Consider the following 23336-nt stretch of genomic DNA (forward strand, 5'->3'; position numbering starts at 1 on the left):
TAACGGTGTCGGGGCGACGATCGGCTGGTGCGCATCGTGCAGCTGGCGAACTTCTACGGTCCGCGGTCCGGTGGTCTGCGCACCGCGCTGCACCATCTCGGCGAGGGATATGTGGCGGCGGGACACGAGGTCGTCCTGATCGTGCCCGGTCCGCGTCGTGACGAAGAGGTGCTGCCGACCGGCGCGGTGCGAATAACCCTGCCCGCGCTGGCAATCCCGTGGACCGGCGGCTACCGCGCGGCCGATCCGCGCCGGGTGGCCGATGTGCTGGCCGGGCTCGCCCCCGACGTCCTCGAGGTCTCCGACCGGCTGACGCTGCGCGGTTTCGGACGGTGGGCCCGCCGCCGCGGCGTGGCGAGTGTGATGATCTCGCACGAAAGGCTCGACCGCCTGCTCGGTCAGGTGATGCCCGGTTCGCTCGCGCGGCGGTGCGCCGACATCGCCAACCGCCGCACCGCCGAAGAATACGACATCGTCGTCTGCACAACGGAATTCGCGCGGGCCGAATTCCTGCGGATCGGTGCGGCGAACGCGGAACTGGTACCGCTCGGGGTGGATCTCGATCTGTTCAGCCCGCGCAGGCGCGACGATCGGCTGCGCGCGGACCTCGGTGTCGGCGCTCATCCGCTCCTGGTGCACTGCGGACGCCTCTCGGTGGAGAAACGGGTGGACCGCAGCATCGAGGCGGTCGGCGAACTGCGCAAGGACGGTGTGGCGGCGCGACTGGTCGTCGCGGGGGACGGGCCGCGTCGCGAGGCACTCGAACGCAGGGCGCGGAGTCTGCCCGCGTTGCCGGACGGATCGCCCGCCGTGCACTTCACCGGATTCATCTCCGATCGCACCATGGTGGCGAAACTCCTGGCGACCGCGGATGTCTCGCTCGCGCCGGGCCCGCACGAGACCTTCGGGCTCGCCGCGCTGGAGGCATTGGCCGCGGGCACCCCGGTGGTCGCGAGTCGTTCCTCGGCGCTGGTCGACATCGTCACGGCCGAATGCGGCGCGGTCGCCGCCGATCACCCGTCGGCCTTCGCGCACGCGGTCACCGACGTGCTCGCGCTGCCCACGGTGGGGCGGCGACGGGCCGCGCGAATCCGCGCCGAACAGTTCACCTGGCCGCGTGCGGTGGCGGGCATGCTCGACGTCCTCGGTCGGTGACCTGTCACAGATCGGCCGTAAGGCATGGGCCCTCGCGCGACCGGCCGAGTAGCCTGCGGGGACGAAGCGGGTGGACTCGAGGACAGGGAGCAGCGGTGCGAGAACTCGGGCGTAGGACGATGCGCGGGGCGAAGGTACTGGTCACGGGTGCGGCGAGCGGAATAGGTCGGGCGACGGCGCTGGCCGCGGCCGACGCGGGGGCGCTGCTCGTGCTCACCGATATCGCCGAAGAGGGGTTGGCCGACACGGCCGAATCCATTCGCGCCGCGGGCGGGACCGTGCTGGCGAGCCGGGCGTTCGACATCACCGACTACGACGCGGTCACCGCCTTCGCCGCCGATGTCCACGCCGAGCACGACGCCCTCGATATCGTCATGAACGTCGCGGGCATCTCGGCGTGGGGGACCGTCGAGACGCTGGAACACCGGCACTGGCGGAATATGGTCGAGGTCAATCTGATGGGGCCCATCCACGTCATCGAGAATTTCGTGCCGCCGATGGTGCGGGCGGGCCGAGGTGGCGCACTGGTGAACGTGTCCTCGGCGGCGGGGTTGATCGCGCTGCCGTGGCACGCGGCCTACAGCGCGGGCAAATTCGGGATTCGCGGTGTCTCCGAGGTGCTGCGCATCGATTTGCGCCGCCATGGCATTTCGGTGCACCTGGTGGCGCCGGGCGCGGTGAATACGCCGCTGGTGCACAGTGTGGATCTGGTCGGTGTGGACCGCGACGATCCGCGAGTGCGGAAACTCACCGCGAAATTCACCGGGCACGCCATTCCGCCGGAACGGGTGGCGAACGCGATTCTGCGCGGCGTAGAACGCAATAGGTTCATCGTCTACAGCTCGTTCGATATTCGCTTCGGCTTCTGGTGGGTGCGAAAGTTCCGCTACCCGTACGACTTCCTGATGCGGCGGGTCAGCGCCTCGTTCAGCAGGCTGTTGGTTTCGAAGAGCAGTTGAGGTGGGTGTCGAGGACGCGGGCGCCGGGACCGTCGACGCCGAGGCGGTCGTGCTCGTTCACCAGTTTGCAGCTGCCCAGTGACAGGCAGCCGCAGCCGATGCAGCCGGTGAGGTTGTCGCGCAGGCGGATCAGCTGATTGATCCGGTCGTCGAGATCGGTGCGCCAGGTGGTGGACAACGTCTCCCAGTCGCGCCTGGTCGGGGTGCGGCCCTCGGGCAATTTGTCCAGTGCCGACCGAATCTCGCTGAGCGGTATGCCGACCCGTTGGGAAATGCGGATGAACGCGACCCTGCGCAAAGTCTCACGGGTGTACCGACGTTGATTCCCACTGGTGCGACGACTGCTGATGAGGCCTTCGCGTTCGTAGAAGTGCAACGCGGAAACGGCCACTCCGCTACGCTCGGACAGTTGCCCGGGGGTCAGTTCCTTCGCTCGCCAATCGGCAGTCGACATGCACGCTCCTCCATTCACCTCAACAATACTTCAGGTTGAAGCGGCGGGTGTGAGATTCGGACACCGGCGTATTCGAAGGGCGAATTGCGTGCTCGGAAGCGATTCGCGAACTACGGTCGGACCATGGGAGCAGACGCGGTGCCAGGGGGGACCGGAGCGAGTCCGCCCGACGAGACGTCCGGCCTCGCCGACGGAACGAAGCTCGGTGTGACCTCCGAGGTCGGCGCGCTGCGTGCCGTGCTGCTGCACCGACCCGGCGACGAGCTGCGCAGGCTGACCCCACGCAACAACGATCAACTGCTGTTCGACGGCATCCCGTGGGTGGAGCGGGCCCAGCAGGAGCACGACACCTTCGCGAACGTCCTTCGCGATCGCGGCGTCGAGGTGCTGTTACTCGCCGACCTGCTCGCCGAGACCCTCGCGGTCAGCGGGGCCGCGCGGATCCAGGGCATCTCCGCCGGGGTCGACGCGCGCCGCCTCGGACACGCCCTGGCCGACGAACTCGCGGCCTACCTGCGCGGTGTGCCCGCCGCCGAACTCGCCGATATCCTCATGGCCGGGATGACCTTCGACGAACTGCCGTTCGGCCCGACCACGGCCTCGCTGGTGCGACGAATGCACCACGGCGCCGATTTCGTCATCGATCCGCTGCCGAACCTGCTGTTCACCAGGGATTCGTCGTTCTGGGTCGGACCGAGGGTCGCCATCACCTCGCTCGCGTTGCCCGCCCGGATGCGAGAGACCTCGCTCACCGATCTGATCTACGCCTTCCATCCGCGTTTCCTCGGGGTGCGCCGCGCCTACGAATCGCATACCGCGCCGATCGAGGGCGGTGACGTGCTGTTGCTGGCCTCGGGCGTGCTGGCCGTCGGCGTCGGCGAACGTACCTCGCCCGCAGGAGCGGAAGCGCTGGCGCGCAGTCTGTTCGACGACGAACTCGCCCACACCGTCCTGGTCGTTCCGATCGCGCAGAATCGCGCGACCATGCATCTGGACACGGTCTGCACCATGGTCGACACCGACGCCGTCGTCATGTATCCGGCCGTGCGGGACTCGCTGCGCGCGTTCACGATTCGCCGCGAGAACAGCTACGGCGGACGCGGCGGCGGCGACGGGGTGTCCATGCGCGGGCCCGACCCGTTCCTACCCGCGGCCGCCGAGGCGATGGGGATCGGCAAACTGCGTGTGATCGATACGGGACTGGACGGAGTGACCGCCGAACGGGAACAGTGGGACGACGGCAACAACACCCTGGCGCTCGCGCCCGGGGTCGTCGTCGCCTACGAACGCAACGAAATGACCAATGCGCGACTGATGGACGCGGGCATCGAGGTGCTGCCCATACCCGGCTCCGAATTGGGGTCGGGACGAGGCGGACCTCGGTGCCTGTCCTGTCCACTCGCCCGCGATGACGTGTGAGCCGCCATGTTCCAGTTCACGATCAACACCGCCTCTCCGATACCGCCCTACGAGCAGCTACGCCTGGGCATCATCGCCAGGGTGCGGGCGGGAGAACTGACCGCGGGTACCAAGATCCCGACGGTGCGAGCCCTCGCGGCCCAGCTCGGGCTGGCCCCGAACACGGTGGCCCGCGCCTACCGCGAGCTGGAAGCGGACGGGGTACTGGAGACCAGGGGCAGACAGGGCTCGTTCATCGCGTCCTCCGGCGACCCGACCAGGGACGCGGCCGGGCGGGCGGCGAGCGAGTACGTCACGGCGGTGCGCAGACTCGGCGTGGACGACGAGACCGCCGTGCGCTATGTGAAGGCGGCGCTCGAATCGCGGTGACGTGCTCCGGTGCGACCTCAGCGCCAGCTCGGCAACCACAGGTGGTCGTGCCAACTGCTCGGCGTGATGGGGTGGGCCACCAGAATTGGCCACAGCCACACGAAATTCGCGACGACCAGGCCCAGGTACAGGCAGACGGCCAGCAGTCCGAGGCTGCGGCGTTCGCTCGGTAGCGGGGGCAGGAACGCGCCCGTGGGACTTCGGCGCGCGGCGAATTCCCTGGCGGGCCCCAGGATATCGCCGAGCACCAGCGCGATTCCCATCACCAGGAATGGGGCCAGCGGCACCGCGTAGAAGTAGTACATCTGCCGGTCGAGGGTGAGGAACCAGGGCAGCAGGCCCGCGCCGTAGCCGACGAGCACCGCGGTGTAGCGCCAGTCGCGGTGGGTGATCGCGCGCCACAGCATCCAGCCCAGGATCGGCAGCGCGATCCACCAGATGGCGGGGGTTCCGACGAGCATGACGGCCTTGACGCACTGGGATTGGCCGCAGCCCTCCACATTGGCGTCGGCGTAGTAGTAGAGCATGGGGCGCAGGCCCATCGGCCAGGTCCACGGCTTGGATTCCCACGGGTGGTGATTGCCCGCCGAGTTGGTCAGTCCCTCGTGGAATTGCAGCGATTCGCCGCTGTAGTACCACAGCGACCGCAGCGCGTCGGGCACGAACGAGAAGGTGCCCCCGGGCCCGATCTGGTTGCCGACCGCGTACCTGTTCACCCCGGTCTCGCTGGCGAACCATCCCCAGTAACTCGCGAGGTAGACCCCGAGCGGGATCACGACCAGCGCGTACAGCGCGGGCCCGATATCGCGCACCGCCGTGCCGAACCAGGGGGCGCGCACCCCGTAGGTGCGCCGCGCGGCGAGGTCGAAGAATACGCTGAGCAGCCCGAACGCGACGATGAAATAGATGCCGGACCATTTGGTTCCACACGCGAGCCCGAGCAGGACGCCCGCGCCGAAACGCCACCACCGCACACCGAGCCTCGGTCCCCACGACGTGTCGCCGATACGTCCCTGGGCCGCCGCGCGCGCGAGGCGATGCCGCACCTCGTCGCGGTCGACGATCACACAGCCGAAAGCGGCCACGACGAACAGCGCCATGAAGATGTCGAGCATGCCGATCCGCGAGGAGACGAAGGTCACCCCGTCGCAGATGAGCAGGATGCCCGCGATGGCGCCGATCAGCGTGGAACGCGCCATTCGCCGCACGATCCGGATGACCAGCAGGACCAGCAGCGTGCCCGCGACGAAGGCGCTGAACCGCCAGCCCCAGCTGTTGTAGCCGAAGATGGCCTCGCCGATGGCGATCATCTGTTTGCCGACCGGCGGGTGCACGACCAGGCCGTACCCCGGGTTGTCCTCGACCCCGCCGCCGGTGAGCATCTGCCAGGCCTGCGGCGCGTAATGCTTCTCGTCGAAAACAGGGGTGCGCGCGTCGGTGGGACTGTGCAGCAGGAACAACCGTGTCACGGCGGCGACGGCGGTCAGGATCGCGGTGACGACCCAGCCCCGCAGGGTGTCGGTCGGCCCGAAATCCGGGGACGGCCGCAGCGGGGCGGGACTCGACCACTGTGGCACGGTCCCGAACGGTGTGCTCGTACGGGAGGTCACCTGGGTCACGCCCCGATCGTATGCGGTTCCCGCCCGGCGGTCGCGCATCGGTGAGCACACCGCCGCCCCGCCGCCTGTCGGTCGCGACGGCGTCTCGCGCAACCCCCTGTTCGCGTAACCTCGCGGACCGGTCCCAGGTCCGGATCGCCCGTTCCGGGCGTCCGATCCGCGTACCTTCCGAATCCGCCTGTTCGGTGCGCCTTCCCGTTCAGCGCGACCAGCGGCCCCGGCGGCGAGCACTAGGCTGCTTGTGGATCCGGCGACCGCCGGGCGATCCGGTCGAGGCGGGAGTGCGGTGGCGGACGAATCTGCGGCGGAGGTATCGGCGGCGGACGAATCGACGGGCGGACCGGCCGAGTCGGCACGCGGTGTCGGCGGCAGATTGGTACTGGCCGCGACGCCGATGGGCGATGTCGGCGACGCGTCGCGGCGATTGCGCGAGGCTCTGGCCACCGCGGATATCGTGGCCGCCGAGGACACCAGGCGCACCAGGGCGCTGGCGAAGGCGCTCGAGGTGGAGATCACCGGGCGGGTGGTCAGTTTCTACGATCACGTCGAGACCGCTCGCATCCCCACGCTGCTCGCCGATATCGAGGGCGGCCGGACCGTACTGCTGGTGACCGACGCGGGCATGCCCTCGGTGAGCGATCCCGGCTATCGCATGGTCGCCGCCTGCGTGGCACGCGACCTGCCGGTGACCTGTCTGCCCGGCCCGTCGGCGGTCACCACCGCCCTAGCCCTTTCCGCGCTTCCGGTCGAACGGTTCTGTTTCGACGGGTTCCCGCCGCGCAAATCCGGCGCGCGCCGGGAATGGCTGCGCAGCCTCGCGGCCGAGCCGAGGGCCTGTGTGTTCTTCGAGGCCCCGCACCGGCTGGCCGATTGCCTCGCCGACGCGGTGCAGGTGCTCGGTCCTGATCGACGCGCCGCGGTGTGCCGTGAACTCACCAAGACCTACGAGGAGGTCGTGCGCGGCACCCTCGCCGAATTGGCGGCGTGGGCGCGGGAAGGTGTCCGGGGGGAGATCACCGTCGTGCTGGCGGGCGCTGCGCCCGAATCCGCCGACCCGGCCGATCTGGTCGGCGAGGTCGAAACGCTCACGGCGAGCGGAATGCGGCTCAAGGACGCGTGCGGCGAGGTGGCCGCCATGGCCGGGGTGTCACGGCGCGAACTCTACGACGCGGTCCTCACCGCGCGTTCATCCGACGAGAGGATGATCGAGCCATGACGTCATTGGAGAAGAAAGCGAAAATCTTTCTCGAGCTGCACCAGCCGGGTAACCCGGCGGTGCTGCCGACAGTGTGGGACGCGTGGTCGGCCAACCTCGCGGTGTCCGCCGGTTTTTCCGCACTGACCCTCGGTAGTCATCCGGTCTCCGATTCGGTCGGCCGCAGCGACGGCGAGGGGATGACCTTCCTCGAACTGCTCACCAGGGTCAGGCAGGTCACCGACGCCGTCACGGTGCCGGTGTCGGTCGATATCGAAGCCGGATACGGGCTCGAACCGGCGCAGCTCATCGAGGGACTGCTCGAGGCGGGCGCGGTCGGGCTCAATATCGAGGACACCGTGCACAGCGAGGGCAGGCGGCTGCGAACCCCCGAGGAGCACGCAGACTTCGTGCGCGGGCTGCGCGAATTCGCCGACGCCGCGGGCGTGCACGTCGTCGTCAACGCGCGCACCGACCTGTTCCTGCGCAAGAACGGCGAGGAGGCCGACCGCGTCGACCGTGCCATCGCGCGGTTGAAACTGGCGGCCGAGGCGGGCGCGGATGTGCTCTATCCGGTCGGCAGGCATTCCGACGCCGATATGCGTCGCCTGACCGCCGAATTGCCCAGGCCCGTCAACGCGATCGGCATTCCCGACACCTCCGACAAGGCCGAGCTCGCCGCACAGGGGGTCGCCAGGATCAGTTTCGGGCCCTACCTCCAGTTCGCGCTGGCCGAGGAGGCCAAGCGCCTGCTCGCGCGCTGGACATAGGGGAACTTCCGTCCGAATCGACAACGCCGACGTACCGGATCCGGTACGTCGGCGTTGTCGGAACTCGTTGTTACTAGCCCTCTTTGGGCTCCACGTAGCGCGGATACACCGGTTCCGGCGCAGGCAGCGCGACACCGGGGGTGAGCGGGGTCGCGATATCGGCGAAGGTCCGATTCTGCTGCGCGAGCAGATCCAGGATCTTCGCCGCCGATCCCGGCATCACCGGCTGCACCAGGATCGCGACGATCCGCACCACCTCGAGGGTGACGTACAGGACGGTCGCCATCCTGGCCAGATCCGCCTCGGTCCCCGATTTGCGCAGGGCCCACGGCTGCTGGGCCGAGAAATACCTGTTCGTCTCGCCGAGCGTCAGCCAGATCGCCTCCAGCGCGAGATGCATCTGCTGGGCGTCGAATTCGGCACGGCACCGGTCGAGCAGCGAATTCGCGCGGTCGAGCAGCGCGCGATCCTCCTCGGTGAATTCCCCCGGCGTCGGCACCGCGGCATCGCAGTTCTTGTTCACCATGGTGAGGCTGCGCTGCACCAGATTGCCGAATTCGTTGGCGAGGTCGGCGTTCATCCGGCCGACGATGGCCTCGTGGCTGTAACTGCCGTCCTGCCCGTAGGAGATTTCGCGCAGCAGGAAGAAGCGCAGCGCGTCCAGGCCGTATTCGTCGACGAGCGCGAGCGGGTCGACGACATTGCCGACCGACTTCGACATCTTCTCGCCCTTGTTGTACAGGAACCCGTGCACGAAAACGCGTTTCGGCAATTCCACACCGGCCGACATCAGGAACGCGGGCCAGTAGACCGCGTGGAAACGGGTGATGTCCTTGCCGATGATGTGCACGTCCGCCGGCCAGAATTTCCCGAACGCGGCGGAATCGGTATCGGGGAAGCCCACGCCGGTGAGGTAGTTGGTGAGCGCGTCGACCCAGACGTACATGACGTGATCGGGGTGGCCCGGCACCGGCACACCCCAGTCGAAGGTGGTGCGCGAGATCGACAGATCCTTCAGGCCCGCCTTGACGTAGCTGACGATCTCGTTGCGCCGGGTGGCGGGCGCGATGAATTCCGGGTGCTCGTCGTAGAGCGCGAGCAGTTTGTCCTGGTACTGCGACAGTTTGAAGAAGTAGTTGGACTCCTCGGTCCATTCGACCGGGGTCTTGGTGTCGGTGGAGATCCTGGTGCCGTCCTCCTGGACGGTGGTCTCCTCGTCGGTGTAGAACGCCTCGTCGCGCACCGAGTACCAGCCGGAGTAGTTGCCGAGGTAGATGTCGCCGCTGGCGAGCATCCGCTCCCAGATGGCCACGCTCGCGCTCTGGTGATCCGCGTCGGTGGTGCGGATGAAACGGTCGAAGGAGATGTCGAGCGCCTTGTCCATCGCCTCGAACACATCCGAATTGCGCGCCGCGAGCTCCTCTACCGGCACACCCTCGGCGGCGGCGGTCTGCTGCATCTTCTGGCCGTGCTCGTCGGTGCCGGTCATGAAGAACACGTCGTAGCCGTCGAGCCGTTTGAACCTGGCGATGGCGTCGGCCGAGATGTACTCGTAGGCGTGCCCGATATGCGGTGCGCCGTTGGGGTACGCGATGGCAGTGGTGACGTAGAACGCCGGGCGCTCGGTGTCGCTCATGCCTGCGCCTGCCTGACATCGGGCTCCGGCACGACCGAACCGTCGGCGGTGGGGATGGATCGCTCGCTTCGCTCGCTCATGGTTTAACTACTGTAATGCGCGTGCATTCAGTCGCTCGATCGAATATCCCCGCATCCGGTGCGCTGTCACCGGCAGGCCGCCGATGAGCGCGAAACGGCCCGCGCCGGAACTACCCGAACCGCTCGAACCGCTGGTCGACGCCCACACCCACCTCGACGCCTGCGGCGCGACCGACGCCGATTCGGTCCGGGTGATGGCCGACCGGGCGGCCTCGGCCGGGGTCGGCACCATCGTCACCGTCGCCGACGATCTGGCCGCCGCGCGGTGGGCGGTGCGCGCCGCGCACTGGGATCCGCGGGTGTACGCCGCGGTGGCATTGCATCCGACCAGGGCCAACGCTCTCGATGACGAGGCCAAGTCCGAGCTGGAACGGCTCGCGGCCGATCCGAGGGTGGTCGCGGTCGGCGAGACCGGGCTCGACTACTACTGGCCCGGAAAGCTCGAGGGCTGCGCGGATGTCGAAACCCAGATCGAGGGTTTCCGCTGGCATATCGATCTGGCGAAACGGTCGAGGAAACCGCTGATGATCCACAATCGCGAGGCCGATCACGATCTGCTGACCGTATTGCTGGACGAGGGCGCGCCGTCGAAGGTGATCTTCCATTGCTTCTCGTCGGATACGAATATGGCGCTCGCGTGCGTGGGGGAGGGCTACTTCCTGAGCTTCTCGGGAACGGTGAGTTTCCGTAACGCGCACGAATTGCGCGAGGCCGCCAAGGTGGTCCCGGTCGAGCAGATCCTGGTGGAGACCGACGCGCCCTATCTGACCCCGCATCCGTTCCGCGGAGCGCCGAACGAACCGTACTGCCTGCCGTACACGGTGCGCGCGTTGGCCGAATTGCGGGAGCAGGATCCGTTCGAGTTGGCCGAACTCACCACACTCAACGCGAGACGCGTCTACCGGGTCTGAGATCGCGCGAATACCCGTTCGGCACCGCACTACACGGGTGTGTGATCCAGCTCACTTGTGGTCGCCATTCCGTGATTTACCTGCGGTGTCGAGATTTGTTCGTGATAACGGTCCGCGCAGTTCGCGTGTCGTCGGTTGTCGTGCCATCCCGGCTTCGTTATCGTGCTGTGACCATGTCCCCATTCGTGCGCATCAACCAGTCCAGATCGCCGCTGCTCTACGCGGCGATCGCGGCCCTGCTGATGACGCTGATCGTGGGTGCGGCGATGGCGATCGTGAACCGCAAGACCGTCACCGTCGTGGTGGACGGCGAGCAGACCACCCAGACCACCATGTCGCGCAATGTCGCCGGACTGCTGCGGGCCGCGGGCTTCGACGTCTCCGACCGCGACCTGGTGCGCCCCGGTCCGGCCGCCGCGCTCGTCGACGGCGCGACGATCGTCTTCAATCGGGCCCGCGAGATCACCCTGACGATCGACGGCAAGGCGCAGAAGGTGTGGACCACCGGCGTGACCGCGGGTGAGGCCATGGAACAGCTGAAGATCCCCGCCGACAACTACGTCGCGCCCGCGCGCGGCGAGCGGCTGCCGCTGGTCGGGGCCTCGATGCGGGTATCGACCCCGCGCACCGTCGCGCTGCTCGACGGCATCGGCAATACCGTCGACGTGCGGCTGGCCGCGCCGACGGTCGGCGAATTCCTCACCGTCGCGGGTATTCCGCTCATCGAGCGGGACAGCGTGGAACCGGCCGCGGACACCCCGCTCACCGACGGGATGAAGGTGGTCGTCACCCGCCAGCGGATCGAGAAGCGCGTCGAGACGATGCCGCTGGATCCGCCGGAGAACATCATCGAAGACGTCACGATGAACATGAGCCGCACGGTCGTCGAGGAAGTGGGCGCGCCCGGCGTCCAGGACGTCACTTTCGCGGTCACCATGCTCAACGGCTCCGAGATCGGCCGGGAGCAGATCGCCAGTACCGTCGTCACACCCGCGCAGCCCAAGACCGTGCGCAAGGGCGCCAAGCCGGGCACCGAGGTGCCCCCGGTACGCGACGGTGCGATCTGGGACGCGCTGGCCCGGTGCGAATCGACCGGCAACTGGGCGATCAACACCGGCAACGGTTACTACGGCGGTATCCAGTTCGACCAGAGCACCTGGGAGCGCCAGGGCGGCACCCGCTACGCGCCGCGCGCCGATCTCGCCACCAGGGAAGAGCAGATCGCGATCGCCGAAGTCACCCGCGCCAGGCAGGGCTGGGGCGCCTGGCCCGCCTGTACCGGCCGCCTCGGCCTCGGGTAGACCGCGCCTTTCCCGACGTCGGGCACTTGGTAGGTTCTTCGGGTGTCAGAACCCGATACCTCCGTGCGTGGCAGCGCAGCTCTGCTCGGCCCCGCCGAGGTACGAACGCTGGCGGAGCGTTTCGGGGTTCGTCCGACCAAACAGCTCGGGCAGAACTTCGTGCACGACGGCAATACGGTGCGCCGGATCGTCGCGGCGGCGGGTGTAGGGCGCGCCGACACCGTGCTCGAAGTGGGCCCCGGACTCGGCTCGCTGACCCTCGCCCTGCTCGACGTGGTCGATTCCGTGGTCGCCGTGGAAATCGATCCGGTACTCGCCCGCCATCTTCCGGTCACCGTGGCCGACCGCGCGCCGGAGCTGGCCGACCGGCTGCGGGTGGTCGAGGCCGACGCGCTGCGGGTGGCCGCCGCCGACCTGCCCGCGGTGCCGACCGCGCTGGTCGCCAATCTGCCCTACAACGTCGCGGTGCCGGTGCTGCTGCATCTGCTCGCCGAACTGCCGAGTCTCATGACCTCGCTGGTGATGGTGCAGGCCGAGGTCGCCGACCGGCTCGCCGCCGAACCCGGCGGCCGCGTCTACGGTGTCCCGAGCGTCAAGGCGGGGTTCTTCGGCACGGTGCGTCGCGCCGGTGCGGTCGGTACCCAGGTCTTCTGGCCGGTGCCGCGGGTGGAATCCGGTCTGGTCCGCGTCGAGCGCTACGCCGAACCGCCCTGGCCGACCGACGAGGAACACCGCCGACGGGTATTCGCCGTCGTGGACGCGGCATTCGCGCAGCGCAGGAAAACGCTGCGCGCCGCGCTCGCCGGGTGGGCGGGATCGGCGCCCGAGGCCGAGCGCAGGCTGATCGCGGCGGGTATCGCGCCGACCGCGCGCGGGGAAACCCTCGACACCGCCGCCTACGTCCGCTTGGCCGCGCAAGCCTGATTCGGACTGCCCTGCTCGAATGACCTCGCGGGCCCGACGGGAAGGCGTCCGCGCCGCTCTGTCGCCCGAACGGCGGCGGCACTCCCCGATTCCGTCAACGTGGAGCAGACCGATCGAATCGGCGCGGCGAACCTTCTCGCCCGCCCATCGACCTCGAATGCCGCTCCGCGGTGACGGCCGGCGGCCACCCCGCGCCGGAACTGTGGATAACCGACGTTTGCCTTCCTACGGTCGATCGACGGGCGGGCGGCCCAGGAACGTCGCCCGTGCCGCCGAATCGACCTTACATGTCGACAAAACCACTGGTAGAACCCTGTTTATCCGCGATGTCAGCCGCGGACGACCGGAACGCTCACCGGTGTCCGCCACCCGTGTGACCGCCGCCACCGGATGTGGATGGGCCTGTGAGTATTTCCGAACCCGTGGCCGAGACGGTGAATTCCGCGGTGTGCACCGCACCGCCGTGGGAGAAGTCCAGGTAGAGCCGGTAGTCGTCGGCGCTCGGGGCCTGCGCGTGGAATGTCACGTCCGGTCCTCGGGTGCCGTCGGTCGCCGGATGCACGTGCAGGTAGGCCAGATCCTCGGCGCGTAACGCGACCAGATGGGCGTTGGCCCCGAGATAGGGATCGAGGTCGGTGACCGGTTTGCCGTCGCGCGAGATCGTGAAACGCAATTCCCCTCCGCGCGTGGACAGCTCGCCGTGGCGGGTGACCCGGTAGCCGTCGACGTTCGCGGTGTCGGCGGGCGGGGGCAGCGGTGCGAGGGTCACCGTGCCCGCGACCTCGACGGTGCGACCGAGCACCAGATCCTTTCGCTCCCCGGTGGTCTCGGGCACGAAATCGGCGAACACCCGGAAGCTTCCCGGCGTGGCCCACGTCCAGTCGATCGACCAGAGGCCCGTGGCGTCCATGGTCGGGTGCACGTGCCGGAATTCGGTGGCATCCGAGCGGACGACGATGAGGTGCAATTCCTTCTCGTGCTGGGTGGTGAACCTCGTGACGGGTTCGCCGTCCGGCCCGGTGATGCGGAATGTCAGGGGACCGGCCTGATTCGGCGCGGTCGGTGCGTTCAGGTCGACGAGGCGGTAGCCGGATTCCGAATCCGACAGCCCGCTCGCCGCTCCGGTCGCCTCGGCGTGATGCGCGCCGCGATCCACCGTCTCGTCCGGATCACCCACCAGGGCCCCGATTCCGAGCGCGACGCCGAGCAGCGCGACGAGTCCACCGCCGACCGCGACGAATCTCAGCCGGTCCCGCATCAGACGGCGACCTCGTAGCCCGCCTCGTCGACGGCGGCCGCGATCGCGGCGTCGGTGACGGGTTCGGTGCTGTCCACGCGCACCGCGCCGGTCGCGAGGTCGACATCCACCGAGGTCACCCCGTCGATCCTGCCGATCTCCGTCTTGACCGAACTGACGCAGTGCCCGCAGGTCATGCCCTTGACGGTGTAGGTGGTTGTGGCCATCTCCGACTCCTTCGCTCGTCGTCGATAATACGGTCCAGGGGTATCCGGACAGTTCGAAGATACCCCCATGGGGTACGTGGTGCAAACAGTCGGTCGCGGTCGGTCGTCACCGAATCGCGACCGGCGGGTGAACGGCTCATATCGGCCGGGACGGGTGTCGTAGCCACCGGTTAGGCTTGAGCATCGTGTTGTCAGTAGTGCCAAGCCCAGTCATCGTGCGCGCGCCGTCGAAGGTGAATCTGCACCTCGGAGTCGGCGATCTGCGCGCGGACGGCTACCACGATCTGACGACCGTTTTCCAGGCGCTCTCGCTGAGCGACGATCTGCGGATCGCCCCGTCCACGGTACTGAGTGTGCGCGTCACCGGCGAGGGCGCGGCGCAGGTGCCGACCGACCGGACCAATCTCGTCTGGAAGGCGGCCGTGCGGCTGGCGCACCTCGCGGGTCGCGCGCCCCTGGTCGAGATCGCGATCACCAAGGGCATTCCGGTCGCGGGCGGGATGGCGGGCGGTAGCGCGGACGCCGCCGCCGCGCTGGTCGGGCTGAACGAACTCTGGGAACTCGGGCTCGCCCGTGACGAATTGGCCGTGATCGCCGCCGAACTCGGCAGCGACGTGCCGTTCTCGCTGCACGGCGGCACCGCGCTCGGCACCGGCCGGGGCGAACGGCTGCTGCCCGTGCTGTCCCGCAATACCTTTCACTGGGTGCTCGCCCTGGCCAAGGACGGACTGTCGACGCCGTCGGTCTTCGCGGAACTGGACCGGCTGCGCGCCAACGGTGATCCGCCCCGCCTGGGCGAACCGCAGGACCTCATGCAGGCGCTCGCCTCGGGCGATCCGGCCCAGCTGGCCCCGCTACTCGGCAACGACCTCCAGGCCGCGGCCCTGTCGTTGAAGCCGGAACTGCGCAGGACGTTGCGCGCGGGCGTCACGGCGGGTGCGCTGGCCGCCCTGGTCTCGGGCTCGGGACCGACCTGCGCCTTCCTCTGCGAAAGCGCGGATTCCGCGATCTCGGTCGCGGCGGAACTGGCGGGCGCGGGCGTCACCCGCAGCGTGCGCACCGCCAGCGGGCCCGTCCCCGGCGCGCGGGTGATCGGCGACGAGGCGCACGGTAAGCGCTGATCGGCGCGGAACCGGACATGGCGGGCGCGTTACGCTTGCCGGGGCACGCAGCGCGCTGCCCGCGCGACCTTCGGAAGGATCCATGTCCAACCTGATCAACCTCGAACAGGTGTCCAAGAGCTTCGGCGTCACGCCGCTTCTGGACAATGTGTCGCTCGGCGTGCACGCCGGTGAACGCATCGGTGTCGTCGGTCTGAACGGCGGCGGTAAGACCACGCTGCTCGAGGTGTTGACCGGGATCGAGGCGCCCGACTCGGGCCGGGTGAGCCGGGTCGGCGGACTGCGCGTCGCCGTGGTGACCCAGCGCGGGGTGCTGCCCCCCGGGTCGACGGTGGGTTCGATCGTGCTCGCGGGTCTGGCCGACGATCAGAGCGTCGGCGGCTCCCACGATCTGGCCGAACACGAATGGGCGTCGAATCCGCGGATCCGCTCGGTCATCGAGGGTATCGGCATCGAGGGCCTCGGCATGGACACCTCGGTGGACAATCTCTCCGGCGGTGAGCGTCGCCGGGTCGCGCTGGCCGCCGCGCTGGTGCGCGATCTCGACCTGCTCGTCCTGGACGAGCCCACCAACCACCTCGACGTCGAGGGCGTGCAGTGGCTGGCGCGGCATCTGACCGCGCGGCGCAGCGCGCTCGTCGTCGTCACCCACGATCGCTGGTTCCTCGACACCGTCGCCACGAATACCTGGGAGGTCGTCGGCGGCAAGGTCGAGAGTTACGAGGGCGGCTACGGCGACTGGATCTTCGCCAGGGCCGAACGCGCGAGGCAGTCCGACGCGAGCGAGGCCCGCCGCAGCAATCTGGCCCGCAAGGAATTGGCGTGGTTGCGACGCGGCGCGCGGGCGCGCACGTCCAAGCCGCGCTACCGGGTCGAAGCGGCCGAGGCGCTCATCGCCGATGTGCCGCCCCCGCGCGACAGCGTCTCGCTGGCCGCGTTCGCCCGCAAACGTCTCGGCCGCGTCGTGATCGAACTCGAGGACACCACTCTCACCACCCCGGACGGTCGGGAACTGGTGCGCGATCTGACCTGGCGGCTCGCGCCGGGCGAGCGCGTCGGCCTGGTCGGGGTCAACGGTTCGGGCAAGACCACCCTGTTGCGCGCGTTGGCGGGCGAGGTGGAACCGGCAGCGGGCAAACGGATTCAGGGCCAGACCGTCCAGATCGGCTGGCTGCGACAGGAACTCGACGACCTGCCGGTCGATATGCGGGTGCTCGAAGCCGTCCAGCAGGTCGCGCAGCGAATCATGCTGGGCGACAAGGAGATCTCCGCCGGTCAACTCGCCGAGCGGCTCGGGTTCACCCCCGCCCGGCAGCGCACACCGGTCGGTGATCTGTCCGGTGGTGAGCGCAGGCGACTCCAGCTCACCCGGATCCTGATGGCCGAACCGAATGTGCTGCTGCTCGACGAGCCGACCAACGATCTCGATATCGACACCTTGCAGCAGTTGGAGGATCTGCTCGACAACTGGGCGGGCACCCTGGTCGTCATCAGCCACGATCGCTATCTCATCGAGCGCATCGCGGATTCGACGTGGGCGCTGTTCGGCGACGGAAAACTCACCAACCTGCCCGGCGGCATCGACGAATACCTGAAAAAGCGTGCGGCCCAGGGGGAGACCTCGGGCAAACCGGGCGACGGCAAAGCGGTCGTTACGGCGGCCACGGCCACCGATTCCGCCGCCTACCGCGCCGCCCGCAAGGAATTGTCCAAACTCGAACGCGCCATCGACAAACTCACCGAGCGCGAGCGGAAACTGCACGCGGCGCTTGCCGACGCGGCCACCGAACCGGATCGACTCGTCACGCTGGGCGCCGAACTCAAACAGGTGCTCGCCGACAAGGAGATCGCCGAGGAACGCTGGATGGAACTGGCCGACGAATCCTGAGACGTCAGCTGGTGCCGGAGGCGCGGCCTTCCGGTACGACCACCGGAAGGCAGGTCTGCACGAAATCCGCGCCGAATCCGGTGAGCACAATGCTGCGGTAGTACACCTTGGTCCCGAATCCGGAGCGCTTCAGCACTTCCCGCACCGGTGACTGCGCCTCGAGGATCTGGTAGCGGTTGGGATTGCCGACCGGTTCGTGCGCGACATCGATCAGCCCGAGTCGGCGCAGGTTGGGCAGATACTGCTGGATTCGGTTCGGGAAACGCAGGCCCGCGTGGTCACCGATCAGATTGAGCCCCGACACGACCCGCTCCGCGCCGAGTCCGCGCGGACGCCCGGTGCGGATATCGATGGAAGGCTGCGGGCCGTCCAGGTGCAGGAAACGCAGGATGCGGGCTTCGTCGGGAGTCAGATCCGCGAGCATCCGCGCGAAGGCGGGGTGGATCTCCGCGGCGTCGGCGTGGGTGCTCGCGGACAGTTTCAGCAGCGCCGCGCCCTGTTCGCGCAGCGTCGGCACCTCGGCGTCGCGGCTGGTGGCCGGTGCGGCGGAAATACCGAGTGCCTTGCGGACCGCGCCCTTGAATTCGGCCTCGGCGTCGGCGAGGACCTCCCGCGTCGGCGTGCCCGCGATACTGCCGCGCACCACGGCGGCGCCGACTCCGAGCGCGGTGTCGACACTCCACGCGGTCACCGCGCCCGCGGCCGTGACCGCGACCTTGGCGACGCCGGTGGCGGCGCGCACGGTGTCACGAGCGGAAGGGCGGTGGCGTCCGTGTTCGGGAAGATCGACGGCACCGGCGGGCCGTCGAGCCAGTTCCGTGGAAGGCGTCGGCGACGCCGACTCGACGGTTCCGGAGGGCTCGACGGCCTCGATATCGCCGCCGTCGCCGTCCGCATCCGTCATAGCCATGTCGTCGCCACTCCCGTTCCGAAGATCAGGATATGAGCGTATCCGGCGAACAGCCCGAGCACACCGCCATGGAGAAAAAGGAGCCATTCGTCCTGTTTGATGGCCGCTCGCAGCATATCCACGAAGTCGTTGGGCGAGAGCGCCGACATCTGTTTGGCGATGTAGTCGTTGATCTGCTTGCCCTGGCGGACGTTGAACTCCGGGTCCGCGAAGGCGATGGGGGCGATCCCCATGGCCTCGGTGGTCAGGGTGGATTGCAGCGAGTCGTACTCGCGGCTGCCGAGCATGAACTTGACCGCGGGCCTGGCCGCGCCGAGCGCGCGGTCGGCGGCGGGGCGCAGGGTGTCCTCCAGCATCTGCATGGTGCGGTCCGAGCGCGGGCCGTTGAGCAGTTCGTCACCGATATTGGCGACCGTCATGACCTGGCTCGACACCAGTTCGGCGTAGCCCGCGGTGATCTCGTCCTGGCGTTTGATCAGCAGGCCCTGCCGCCACGGGCACCACCATTTCGGGTAGGCGGGGGCGAAGATCATGTTCAGGCCGACGTAGTTGACCACCCAGCCGATGATCACACCGCCGATCGGCAGTACCACCAGACTCGACCAGCCCGTCAGGTGCAGCACGCCGACCAGCACCACACCCATCGGCGCGCCGAAGTAGAAACCGAAGTTCTGCATGAACCGCAGTTCCTTCGCGCCGAGCACCTGGAAGAGCGTATTGAGCAGATGCGGCCTGGCCTGGAAGTACCGGATCACCATTTGCTTGACGTCGATCAGTTGATCGATATTCGCGCCGAGTTCATTCGTCAGTTCCAGCAGAATCTCGGGCAGCTGCTGCTTGACGCGCGCGTGCACCATCTCACGCACCTGCGTCGGCAGGTTGTACCAGAACTGCGGATGTTCGCGGCGCAGGATTTCCTCGACGATGTCGCGGATCTGCGCGTCGGCGATGGACGTCAGATGTTCGGCGAGTTTGTCCGGCTCCAACTCCCGATAGAAGTCGGCCACACTGCCGAGTTTGGCGAGCCCTTTGTCGACGGCGATGCTCGCCATTTTGTCGGCACGGGACGGAACGATGCCCTGCCAGCCGATTCGCCCGTCGTAGCTCAGCAGCGGAAGAACTTGAATTCGCTTGGGCAGGAAGGGGAAAACCGCACGAAGACCGGGTAGCCGGACGCCGTGGAAAGCGATCGGCTTGAACAGCATCAGGATGCCGGTCCAGTTCGTGATGTAACCGATCACACCAGTGAAAAGCGGAATGGTCACAAGCTCGAGAAGGATTGTCGGGTGGATTCCGAAAATATTCTCCAGCACGACACCCTCCTGCAGATACAACCGGTGGTCCGCCGCCTCACCGGCACCCCAAACTAGCACCCCTGGGCGTGCTGGACCCCATTGTGAGCTGTCGAGCCGTGTCGGGTCCGACGCCGCGCCGACAGCCGTGAGCCGGAGATATCGGTCACAGTGCGCGACGGTAATGTCACAGCTCGGTGCGGCTGCGGCGACAATGGCCACCACCACATTCCGGCGCGGGGTGGCACGGATGTGGACAGGGGTGGCCCCGAGAACGCCATGTTCGGCGTACCTGGAAGGCTGACGGACAATAATCTTGGGCAGACAGACTCGTTCACTTGGCAATACATCGGAGTAGACGTGGCAGACGACAGGGCCGGACAGGACATCACCCGAGCCGGTTCCCGCTCCGTGGAACGCAGCTCGGATGTCGAAGAGCGGCAGATCAGCAACGAGGCCAGGCTGATCCGCGGTGTGTTCCGCGCGGCGGGGCTCGCGGCGGGTACCGCCGTGCGCGGTGGACAGTGGGCGGTCAACACCTCCTACGAGGTCACCAAGGAGATCACCAAGGCCGCGCTCGACGGTGAGTCGTCGGCCGATATCGCCGACCGCACCGGTAACGCCCTGCGCGCCATCGCCCGCAGCGCGCTCGGGGTCACCGAGGGTTCGGTGCGCGAAATCGTCAGTTATGTACCGACTCCTGGCAACGGCGCGGGCACCGCGGGTGCGCCGCCGGTCGCGATCGGCTCGCATCTGCGTTCGGCCACCACGCAGGAATTGCGCCGTCGCGGTGACGCCCTGCTCGCCCGTTCGGCCGACGTGTACTTCACCGAGGACGTGCACCCCGCCTACGACCGCATCCTCGACGAACTCGCCCCCGACGAGGCGCGCATCCTGCGCTTCATGGCCCTCAACGGCCCGCAGCCCGCGGTGGATGTGCGGACCAATCGTCCGCTCGGTATCGGTTCGGAACTGGTGCGCGGCGATCTCACCTCGGTGCCGGAGCAGGCGGGCGTGCGCTATCCGGACCGTGCCCGCCCGTATCTGATCAACCTCAACCGCCTCGGCCTGACCTCGACCTCCGACGATCCGGTGGTACTGAGCCGGTACATGGTCCTGGAAGTGCAGCCGGTTGTCGAGGCCGCCTTGAAGAAGGCCGGTCGCGCGCCCAAGATCGTGCGCAAGAGTTTGCGGCTGACCGAATTCGGCGAGGATTTCTGCCGGACCTGCTTCACGATCGGAAATTGATCTTCCGACCCCGTCGCACACGCAATATGCTCGTCTGGTGATAGCAATCTGATACGGATCTCCCCCAAATCGTGAGGCATGGCAGCTTCGGATGGGATTGTTGAGATATGCATCAGGGAAGCGGCGAGCAGTGGCGTGGCGACCCGGGGGCGAACGCCGCCGAACGGCACGTCGGCGATACGGCCTCCGAGAGCGTCACGACCGTTGCCGCGGTGGACGGGGCGACCGAGGCGCCGACCCCCGCCGGTGACGGCCGCCCCGGCGTCGACGACGATGTCACCGCCGGTGCCGTCGTCACGGACGACCCGACCGCGCCGGACGACCAGCCGGTGGCGGACCAGGCCATCGCCGCCGACGAATCGGCGACCGCCGCCGACGAGACGAATCCCAACGGTGACCCCCGCATCCGCACCACCCCGCCGCGGCGCGACGAACGCGGGGTCGACGACATCTCCGCAATCAGCAGGCTGAAATTCCGCTATCTGCGCACACTCGACACGAAAGAGTGGGAAGAGTTCGCGGACACGATGATTCCCGAGGCCACCGCCACCTACAGCGAATATCTTCAATTCGAATCCCGCGACGCGTTCCTGGCATTCATGCGTAATACTCTCGGTCCGCACGTCATCACCGAGCATCGCTGCGATCACCCGGAAATCGACGTCGACGGCGATACCGCGACCGGTACCTGGTACCTGGCCGATACCGTCCTCATCCCCGAGCACAACATGCTGTTGCGCGGGGCCGCGTTCTACACAGACCGCTATGTGCGCTGCGAGGACGGACAGTGGCGGATCGCGCACACCGGATACGAACGCTCCTACGAGGTGGTGCTCTCGCTCAGTGATCTACCCAGCTTGCGCCTGACCTCCAGCCGCTGGGGGCTGATCGCGCGCGAGAGCGGAATCGCCCCGGTCGAACGGGATCCCGGCGCCGCGCCGGTGCGGCGCGAACCGGAGGCGCGGTAGTCAGTCCGCGGTCGCGACCAGCGGTTCCAGCAGCAGTTTCGGATGTTCCTTCTCGATGTACTGCAACCGCCACTTGTCGCTGAACAGCGCGAGAATCGCACCGTCGGTGCGGGTGAACACCTCGACACCGCGCTGGCGATCGAGTTCGGGAGCCGATTCCGCGTCGGTGCGCCGCGCGAGCGTGTAGCCGAGGAATTCCATTTTCGTCTCGACGTTGAATTCGGCCATCATCCGGGCGGTGACCACCTCGAACTGCATCGGACCGACGGCGGCGAGCACGGGGGAGGCGTCACCGCGCAGATCGTTGCGCAACACCTGCACCACGCCCTCGGAATCGAGCTGGTCGATCGCCTTGCGGAACTGTTTGTACTTGCCCGCGCTCTGCGCGCGCAGCGCGGCGAAATGTTCGGGCGCGAACGAGGGAATCGGCGGGAATTCCACCTTCTTGTCCACGAAAAGGGTGTGCCCGGGGGCGAGGGCGGTCGCGTTCACGAGGCCGACCACATCGCCCGGATAGGCGGTGTCGACCGTGGTGCGTTCCCGGCCGAAGACGGTCAGCGCGTACTTCGTCGCGAACGGTCTGCCGGTCTGGGCGTGCGTGACCACCATGCCGCGCTCGAATTCGCCGGACACGATGCGCATGAACGCGAGCCGGTCGCGATGGGCGGCGTCCATCCCCGCCTGGACCTTGAACACCACCGCGCTGAACGGCGCGCTGGTCTCGCGCGGTGTGCCGTTGATATCGGCGCGCGCGGCCGGGGCGGGGGCCAGCGCGACCAGCGTCTCCAGCAGCTGCCTGACACCGAAGTTCAGCATCGCCGAGGCGTAGATGACCGGCGAGGTCTGACCGGCCAGGAACATCTCCTGATCGTGGTCCTGCCCGGTGGCCGACAGCAGTTCGCTCTCCTCGGCCGCGGTATCCCACGCCTCGCCCTCGCGCTCGCGCGCCTGTTCCGGGGTCAGCGATTCCTCGGGGGCGATGGTCGCACCACCCGCGGTGCGGGTGAAGTGGATGTACTCGACGGCCTCGCCGTCCTCGCCGCGGCGCAGCAGACCGCGGAAATCGCCCGCGATGCCGACCGGGAGGAACAGCGGGGTCGGGGTGAGGCCGATGCGCTCGTTGATCTCGTCGAGCAGCTCCAGTGGCGCCTGGCCCGGTCTGTCCCATTTGTTGATGACGGTGACGACCGGAATACCGCGGTGGCGGCACACCTGGAACAGTTTCAACGTCTGCGGTTCCAGGCCCTTGGCCGCGTCGATCAACATGACCGCCGCGTCGACGGCGGTGAGCACGCGGTAGGTGTCCTCGGAGAAGTCCGAGTGACCGGGGGTGTCGACCAGGTTGATGACGTTGTCGATATCCGAGCCCGCGGCGCGGTAGTTGAACTGCAACGCGGTGGAGCTGACGGAGATGCCTCGGGCCTTCTCCATCTCCATCCAGTCCGAGACCGTCGACTTGCGTCCGGCCTTGCCGTGGATAGCGCCCGCCTCGGAGATCATCCTGGCGTGCAGCGCGAGTGCCTCGGTCAGCGTCGACTTGCCCGCGTCGGGGTGCGAGATCACCGCGAACGTGCGTCGACGCGAGACTTCGGCGGGCAGTCCGCGCGGCGTGGGAGCGACGACATCCTCAGGGGCGGTCACGGAACAACCTTT

21 protein-coding genes are annotated in these 23336 nt (G+C 68.0%); 13 read left to right on the forward strand and 8 right to left on the reverse strand.

The genetic code is table 11. The annotated features are described in order from the left end of the window. Positions 1–27 precede the first annotated feature (27 nt). Positions 28–1155: a glycosyltransferase gene (locus tag DAT37_RS27630; RefSeq protein WP_109527811.1), complete on the forward strand. Its 1128-nt coding sequence runs from the start codon at positions 28–30 to the stop codon at positions 1153–1155. Positions 1156–1274: 119 nt separating this feature from the next. Continuing rightward, on the forward strand, positions 1275–2114 hold the full coding sequence (locus DAT37_RS27635; RefSeq protein ID WP_109527812.1) for an SDR family oxidoreductase: 840 nt from the start codon (positions 1275–1277) through the stop codon (positions 2112–2114). Here DAT37_RS27635 and soxR read toward each other — a convergent pair. After that, positions 2083–2568: a redox-sensitive transcriptional activator SoxR gene (gene soxR, locus DAT37_RS27640; protein WP_109527813.1), complete on the reverse strand. Its 486-nt coding sequence runs from the start codon at positions 2566–2568 to the stop codon at positions 2083–2085. The genes DAT37_RS27635 and soxR overlap by 32 nt on opposite strands. A gap of 123 nt (positions 2569–2691) precedes the next feature. On the opposite strand from soxR, the gene arcA reads away from it, so the two are divergent. Both arcA and DAT37_RS27650 read left to right on the forward strand, forming a co-directional pair. Beyond that, positions 2692–3987, forward strand: coding sequence for an arginine deiminase (arcA, locus tag DAT37_RS27645; RefSeq protein ID WP_109527946.1), 1296 nt, complete (start codon positions 2692–2694; stop codon positions 3985–3987). A 6-nt stretch (positions 3988–3993) separates the two neighbouring features. Further along, positions 3994–4356 carry a GntR family transcriptional regulator gene (locus DAT37_RS27650; RefSeq protein ID WP_109527814.1) on the forward strand — a complete coding sequence of 121 codons (363 nt, stop codon included), beginning with the start codon at positions 3994–3996 and terminating at the stop codon, positions 4354–4356. 17 nt (positions 4357–4373) lie between these two features. Here the strand turns inward: DAT37_RS27650 and DAT37_RS27655 are convergent, their stop codons facing one another. Further along, positions 4374–6014 (reverse strand): dolichyl-phosphate-mannose--protein mannosyltransferase, encoded by a 1641-nt coding sequence (locus DAT37_RS27655; RefSeq protein ID WP_109527815.1) that lies wholly within the window; start codon positions 6012–6014, stop codon positions 4374–4376. Between the two features lie 334 nt (positions 6015–6348). Here DAT37_RS27655 and rsmI point away from each other — a divergent pair, with 334 nt between their 5' ends. Both rsmI and DAT37_RS27665 read left to right on the forward strand, forming a co-directional pair. Beyond that, positions 6349–7191, forward strand: a complete 843-nt coding sequence (gene rsmI / locus DAT37_RS27660; protein WP_269814811.1) for a 16S rRNA (cytidine(1402)-2'-O)-methyltransferase — start codon at positions 6349–6351, stop codon at positions 7189–7191. Then, positions 7188–7940 (forward strand): isocitrate lyase/PEP mutase family protein, encoded by a 753-nt coding sequence (locus DAT37_RS27665; RefSeq protein WP_109527817.1) that lies wholly within the window; start codon positions 7188–7190, stop codon positions 7938–7940. The genes rsmI and DAT37_RS27665 overlap by 4 nt, the downstream gene beginning before the upstream one ends. Before the next feature lie 73 nt (positions 7941–8013). Here the strand turns inward: DAT37_RS27665 and metG are convergent, their stop codons facing one another. Continuing rightward, on the reverse strand, positions 8014–9576 hold the full coding sequence (metG, locus tag DAT37_RS27670) for a methionine--tRNA ligase (protein WP_109527818.1): 1563 nt from the start codon (positions 9574–9576) through the stop codon (positions 8014–8016). A gap of 163 nt (positions 9577–9739) precedes the next feature. Between metG and DAT37_RS27675 the strand changes: the two genes are divergently transcribed. The 3 genes from DAT37_RS27675 to rsmA all read left to right on the forward strand — a co-directional run bounded on the left by DAT37_RS27675 (position 9740) and on the right by rsmA (position 12792). Then, positions 9740–10567 carry a TatD family hydrolase gene (locus DAT37_RS27675; RefSeq protein WP_109527819.1) on the forward strand — a complete coding sequence of 276 codons (828 nt, stop codon included), beginning with the start codon at positions 9740–9742 and terminating at the stop codon, positions 10565–10567. 173 nt (positions 10568–10740) lie between these two features. Further along, complete coding sequence (locus DAT37_RS27680; RefSeq protein WP_109527947.1) at positions 10741–11868, forward strand: resuscitation-promoting factor; 1128 nt, start codon at positions 10741–10743, stop codon at positions 11866–11868. A 42-nt stretch (positions 11869–11910) separates the two neighbouring features. Then, entirely contained in the window at positions 11911–12792 is an 882-nt protein-coding gene (gene rsmA / locus DAT37_RS27685) for a 16S rRNA (adenine(1518)-N(6)/adenine(1519)-N(6))-dimethyltransferase RsmA (protein WP_109527820.1), read from the forward strand. 352 nt (positions 12793–13144) lie between these two features. On the opposite strand, the gene DAT37_RS27690 is transcribed toward rsmA, so the two are convergent. Next, a complete protein-coding gene (locus tag DAT37_RS27690; RefSeq protein ID WP_109527821.1) occupies positions 13145–14050 on the reverse strand; it encodes a hypothetical protein in 906 nt (301 codons plus the stop codon). Continuing rightward, positions 14050–14256: a heavy-metal-associated domain-containing protein gene (locus tag DAT37_RS27695; RefSeq protein WP_109527822.1), complete on the reverse strand. Its 207-nt coding sequence runs from the start codon at positions 14254–14256 to the stop codon at positions 14050–14052. Before DAT37_RS27695 ends, DAT37_RS27690 begins: the two co-directional genes overlap by 1 nt. 185 nt (positions 14257–14441) lie before the next feature. Here DAT37_RS27695 and DAT37_RS27700 point away from each other — a divergent pair, with 185 nt between their 5' ends. Both DAT37_RS27700 and DAT37_RS27705 read left to right on the forward strand, forming a co-directional pair. Next, positions 14442–15377 (forward strand): 4-(cytidine 5'-diphospho)-2-C-methyl-D-erythritol kinase, encoded by a 936-nt coding sequence (locus tag DAT37_RS27700; RefSeq protein ID WP_109527948.1) that lies wholly within the window; start codon positions 14442–14444, stop codon positions 15375–15377. An 82-nt stretch (positions 15378–15459) separates the two neighbouring features. Then, positions 15460–17265: an ABC-F family ATP-binding cassette domain-containing protein gene (locus tag DAT37_RS27705; protein WP_109527823.1), complete on the forward strand. Its 1806-nt coding sequence runs from the start codon at positions 15460–15462 to the stop codon at positions 17263–17265. A gap of 4 nt (positions 17266–17269) precedes the next feature. Here the strand turns inward: DAT37_RS27705 and DAT37_RS27710 are convergent, their stop codons facing one another. Beyond that, on the reverse strand, positions 17270–18175 hold the full coding sequence (locus DAT37_RS27710; RefSeq protein ID WP_232840043.1) for an Abi-alpha family protein: 906 nt from the start codon (positions 18173–18175) through the stop codon (positions 17270–17272). Next, positions 18166–19812 carry a DUF445 domain-containing protein gene (locus tag DAT37_RS27715; RefSeq protein WP_232840044.1) on the reverse strand — a complete coding sequence of 549 codons (1647 nt, stop codon included), beginning with the start codon at positions 19810–19812 and terminating at the stop codon, positions 18166–18168. Before DAT37_RS27715 ends, DAT37_RS27710 begins: the two co-directional genes overlap by 10 nt. 15 nt (positions 19813–19827) lie before the next feature. Between DAT37_RS27715 and DAT37_RS45715 the strand changes: the two genes are divergently transcribed. Both DAT37_RS45715 and DAT37_RS27725 read left to right on the forward strand, forming a co-directional pair. Further along, entirely contained in the window at positions 19828–20715 is an 888-nt protein-coding gene (locus DAT37_RS45715; protein ID WP_109527825.1) for an Abi-alpha family protein, read from the forward strand. A 449-nt stretch (positions 20716–21164) separates the two neighbouring features. Continuing rightward, positions 21165–21683 (forward strand): nuclear transport factor 2 family protein, encoded by a 519-nt coding sequence (locus tag DAT37_RS27725; RefSeq protein ID WP_408637447.1) that lies wholly within the window; start codon positions 21165–21167, stop codon positions 21681–21683. On the opposite strand, the gene DAT37_RS27730 is transcribed toward DAT37_RS27725, so the two are convergent. Continuing rightward, entirely contained in the window at positions 21684–23324 is a 1641-nt protein-coding gene (locus DAT37_RS27730) for a peptide chain release factor 3 (protein WP_109527826.1), read from the reverse strand. Positions 23325–23336: the final 12 nt, after the last annotated feature.

It is taken from the genome of Nocardia aurea (assembly GCF_003123685.1).
GTDB classification, from domain to species: Bacteria; Actinomycetota; Actinomycetes; order Mycobacteriales; family Mycobacteriaceae; genus Nocardia; species Nocardia aurea.

Coding starts and splice junctions, on each gene's coding strand:
- DAT37_RS27635 (WP_109527812.1), top strand. CDS start 1,275: ATGCGCGGGGCGAAGGTACTGGTCACGGGTGCGGCGAGCGGAATAGGT.
- soxR (WP_109527813.1), bottom strand. CDS start 2,568: ATGTCGACTGCCGATTGGCGAGCGAAGGAACTGACCCCCGGGCAACTG.
- arcA (WP_109527946.1), top strand. CDS start 2,692: ATGGGAGCAGACGCGGTGCCAGGGGGGACCGGAGCGAGTCCGCCCGAC.
- DAT37_RS27650 (WP_109527814.1), top strand. CDS start 3,994: ATGTTCCAGTTCACGATCAACACCGCCTCTCCGATACCGCCCTACGAG.
- DAT37_RS27655 (WP_109527815.1), bottom strand. CDS start 6,014: ATGCGCGACCGCCGGGCGGGAACCGCATACGATCGGGGCGTGACCCAG.
- DAT37_RS27665 (WP_109527817.1), top strand. CDS start 7,188: ATGACGTCATTGGAGAAGAAAGCGAAAATCTTTCTCGAGCTGCACCAG.
- metG (WP_109527818.1), bottom strand. CDS start 9,576: ATGAGCGACACCGAGCGCCCGGCGTTCTACGTCACCACTGCCATCGCG.
- DAT37_RS27675 (WP_109527819.1), top strand. CDS start 9,740: ATGAGCGCGAAACGGCCCGCGCCGGAACTACCCGAACCGCTCGAACCG.
- DAT37_RS27680 (WP_109527947.1), top strand. CDS start 10,741: ATGTCCCCATTCGTGCGCATCAACCAGTCCAGATCGCCGCTGCTCTAC.
- DAT37_RS27690 (WP_109527821.1), bottom strand. CDS start 14,050: ATGCGGGACCGGCTGAGATTCGTCGCGGTCGGCGGTGGACTCGTCGCG.
- DAT37_RS27695 (WP_109527822.1), bottom strand. CDS start 14,256: ATGGCCACAACCACCTACACCGTCAAGGGCATGACCTGCGGGCACTGC.
- DAT37_RS27705 (WP_109527823.1), top strand. CDS start 15,460: ATGTCCAACCTGATCAACCTCGAACAGGTGTCCAAGAGCTTCGGCGTC.
- DAT37_RS27710 (WP_232840043.1), bottom strand. CDS start 18,175: ATGGCTATGACGGATGCGGACGGCGACGGCGGCGATATCGAGGCCGTC.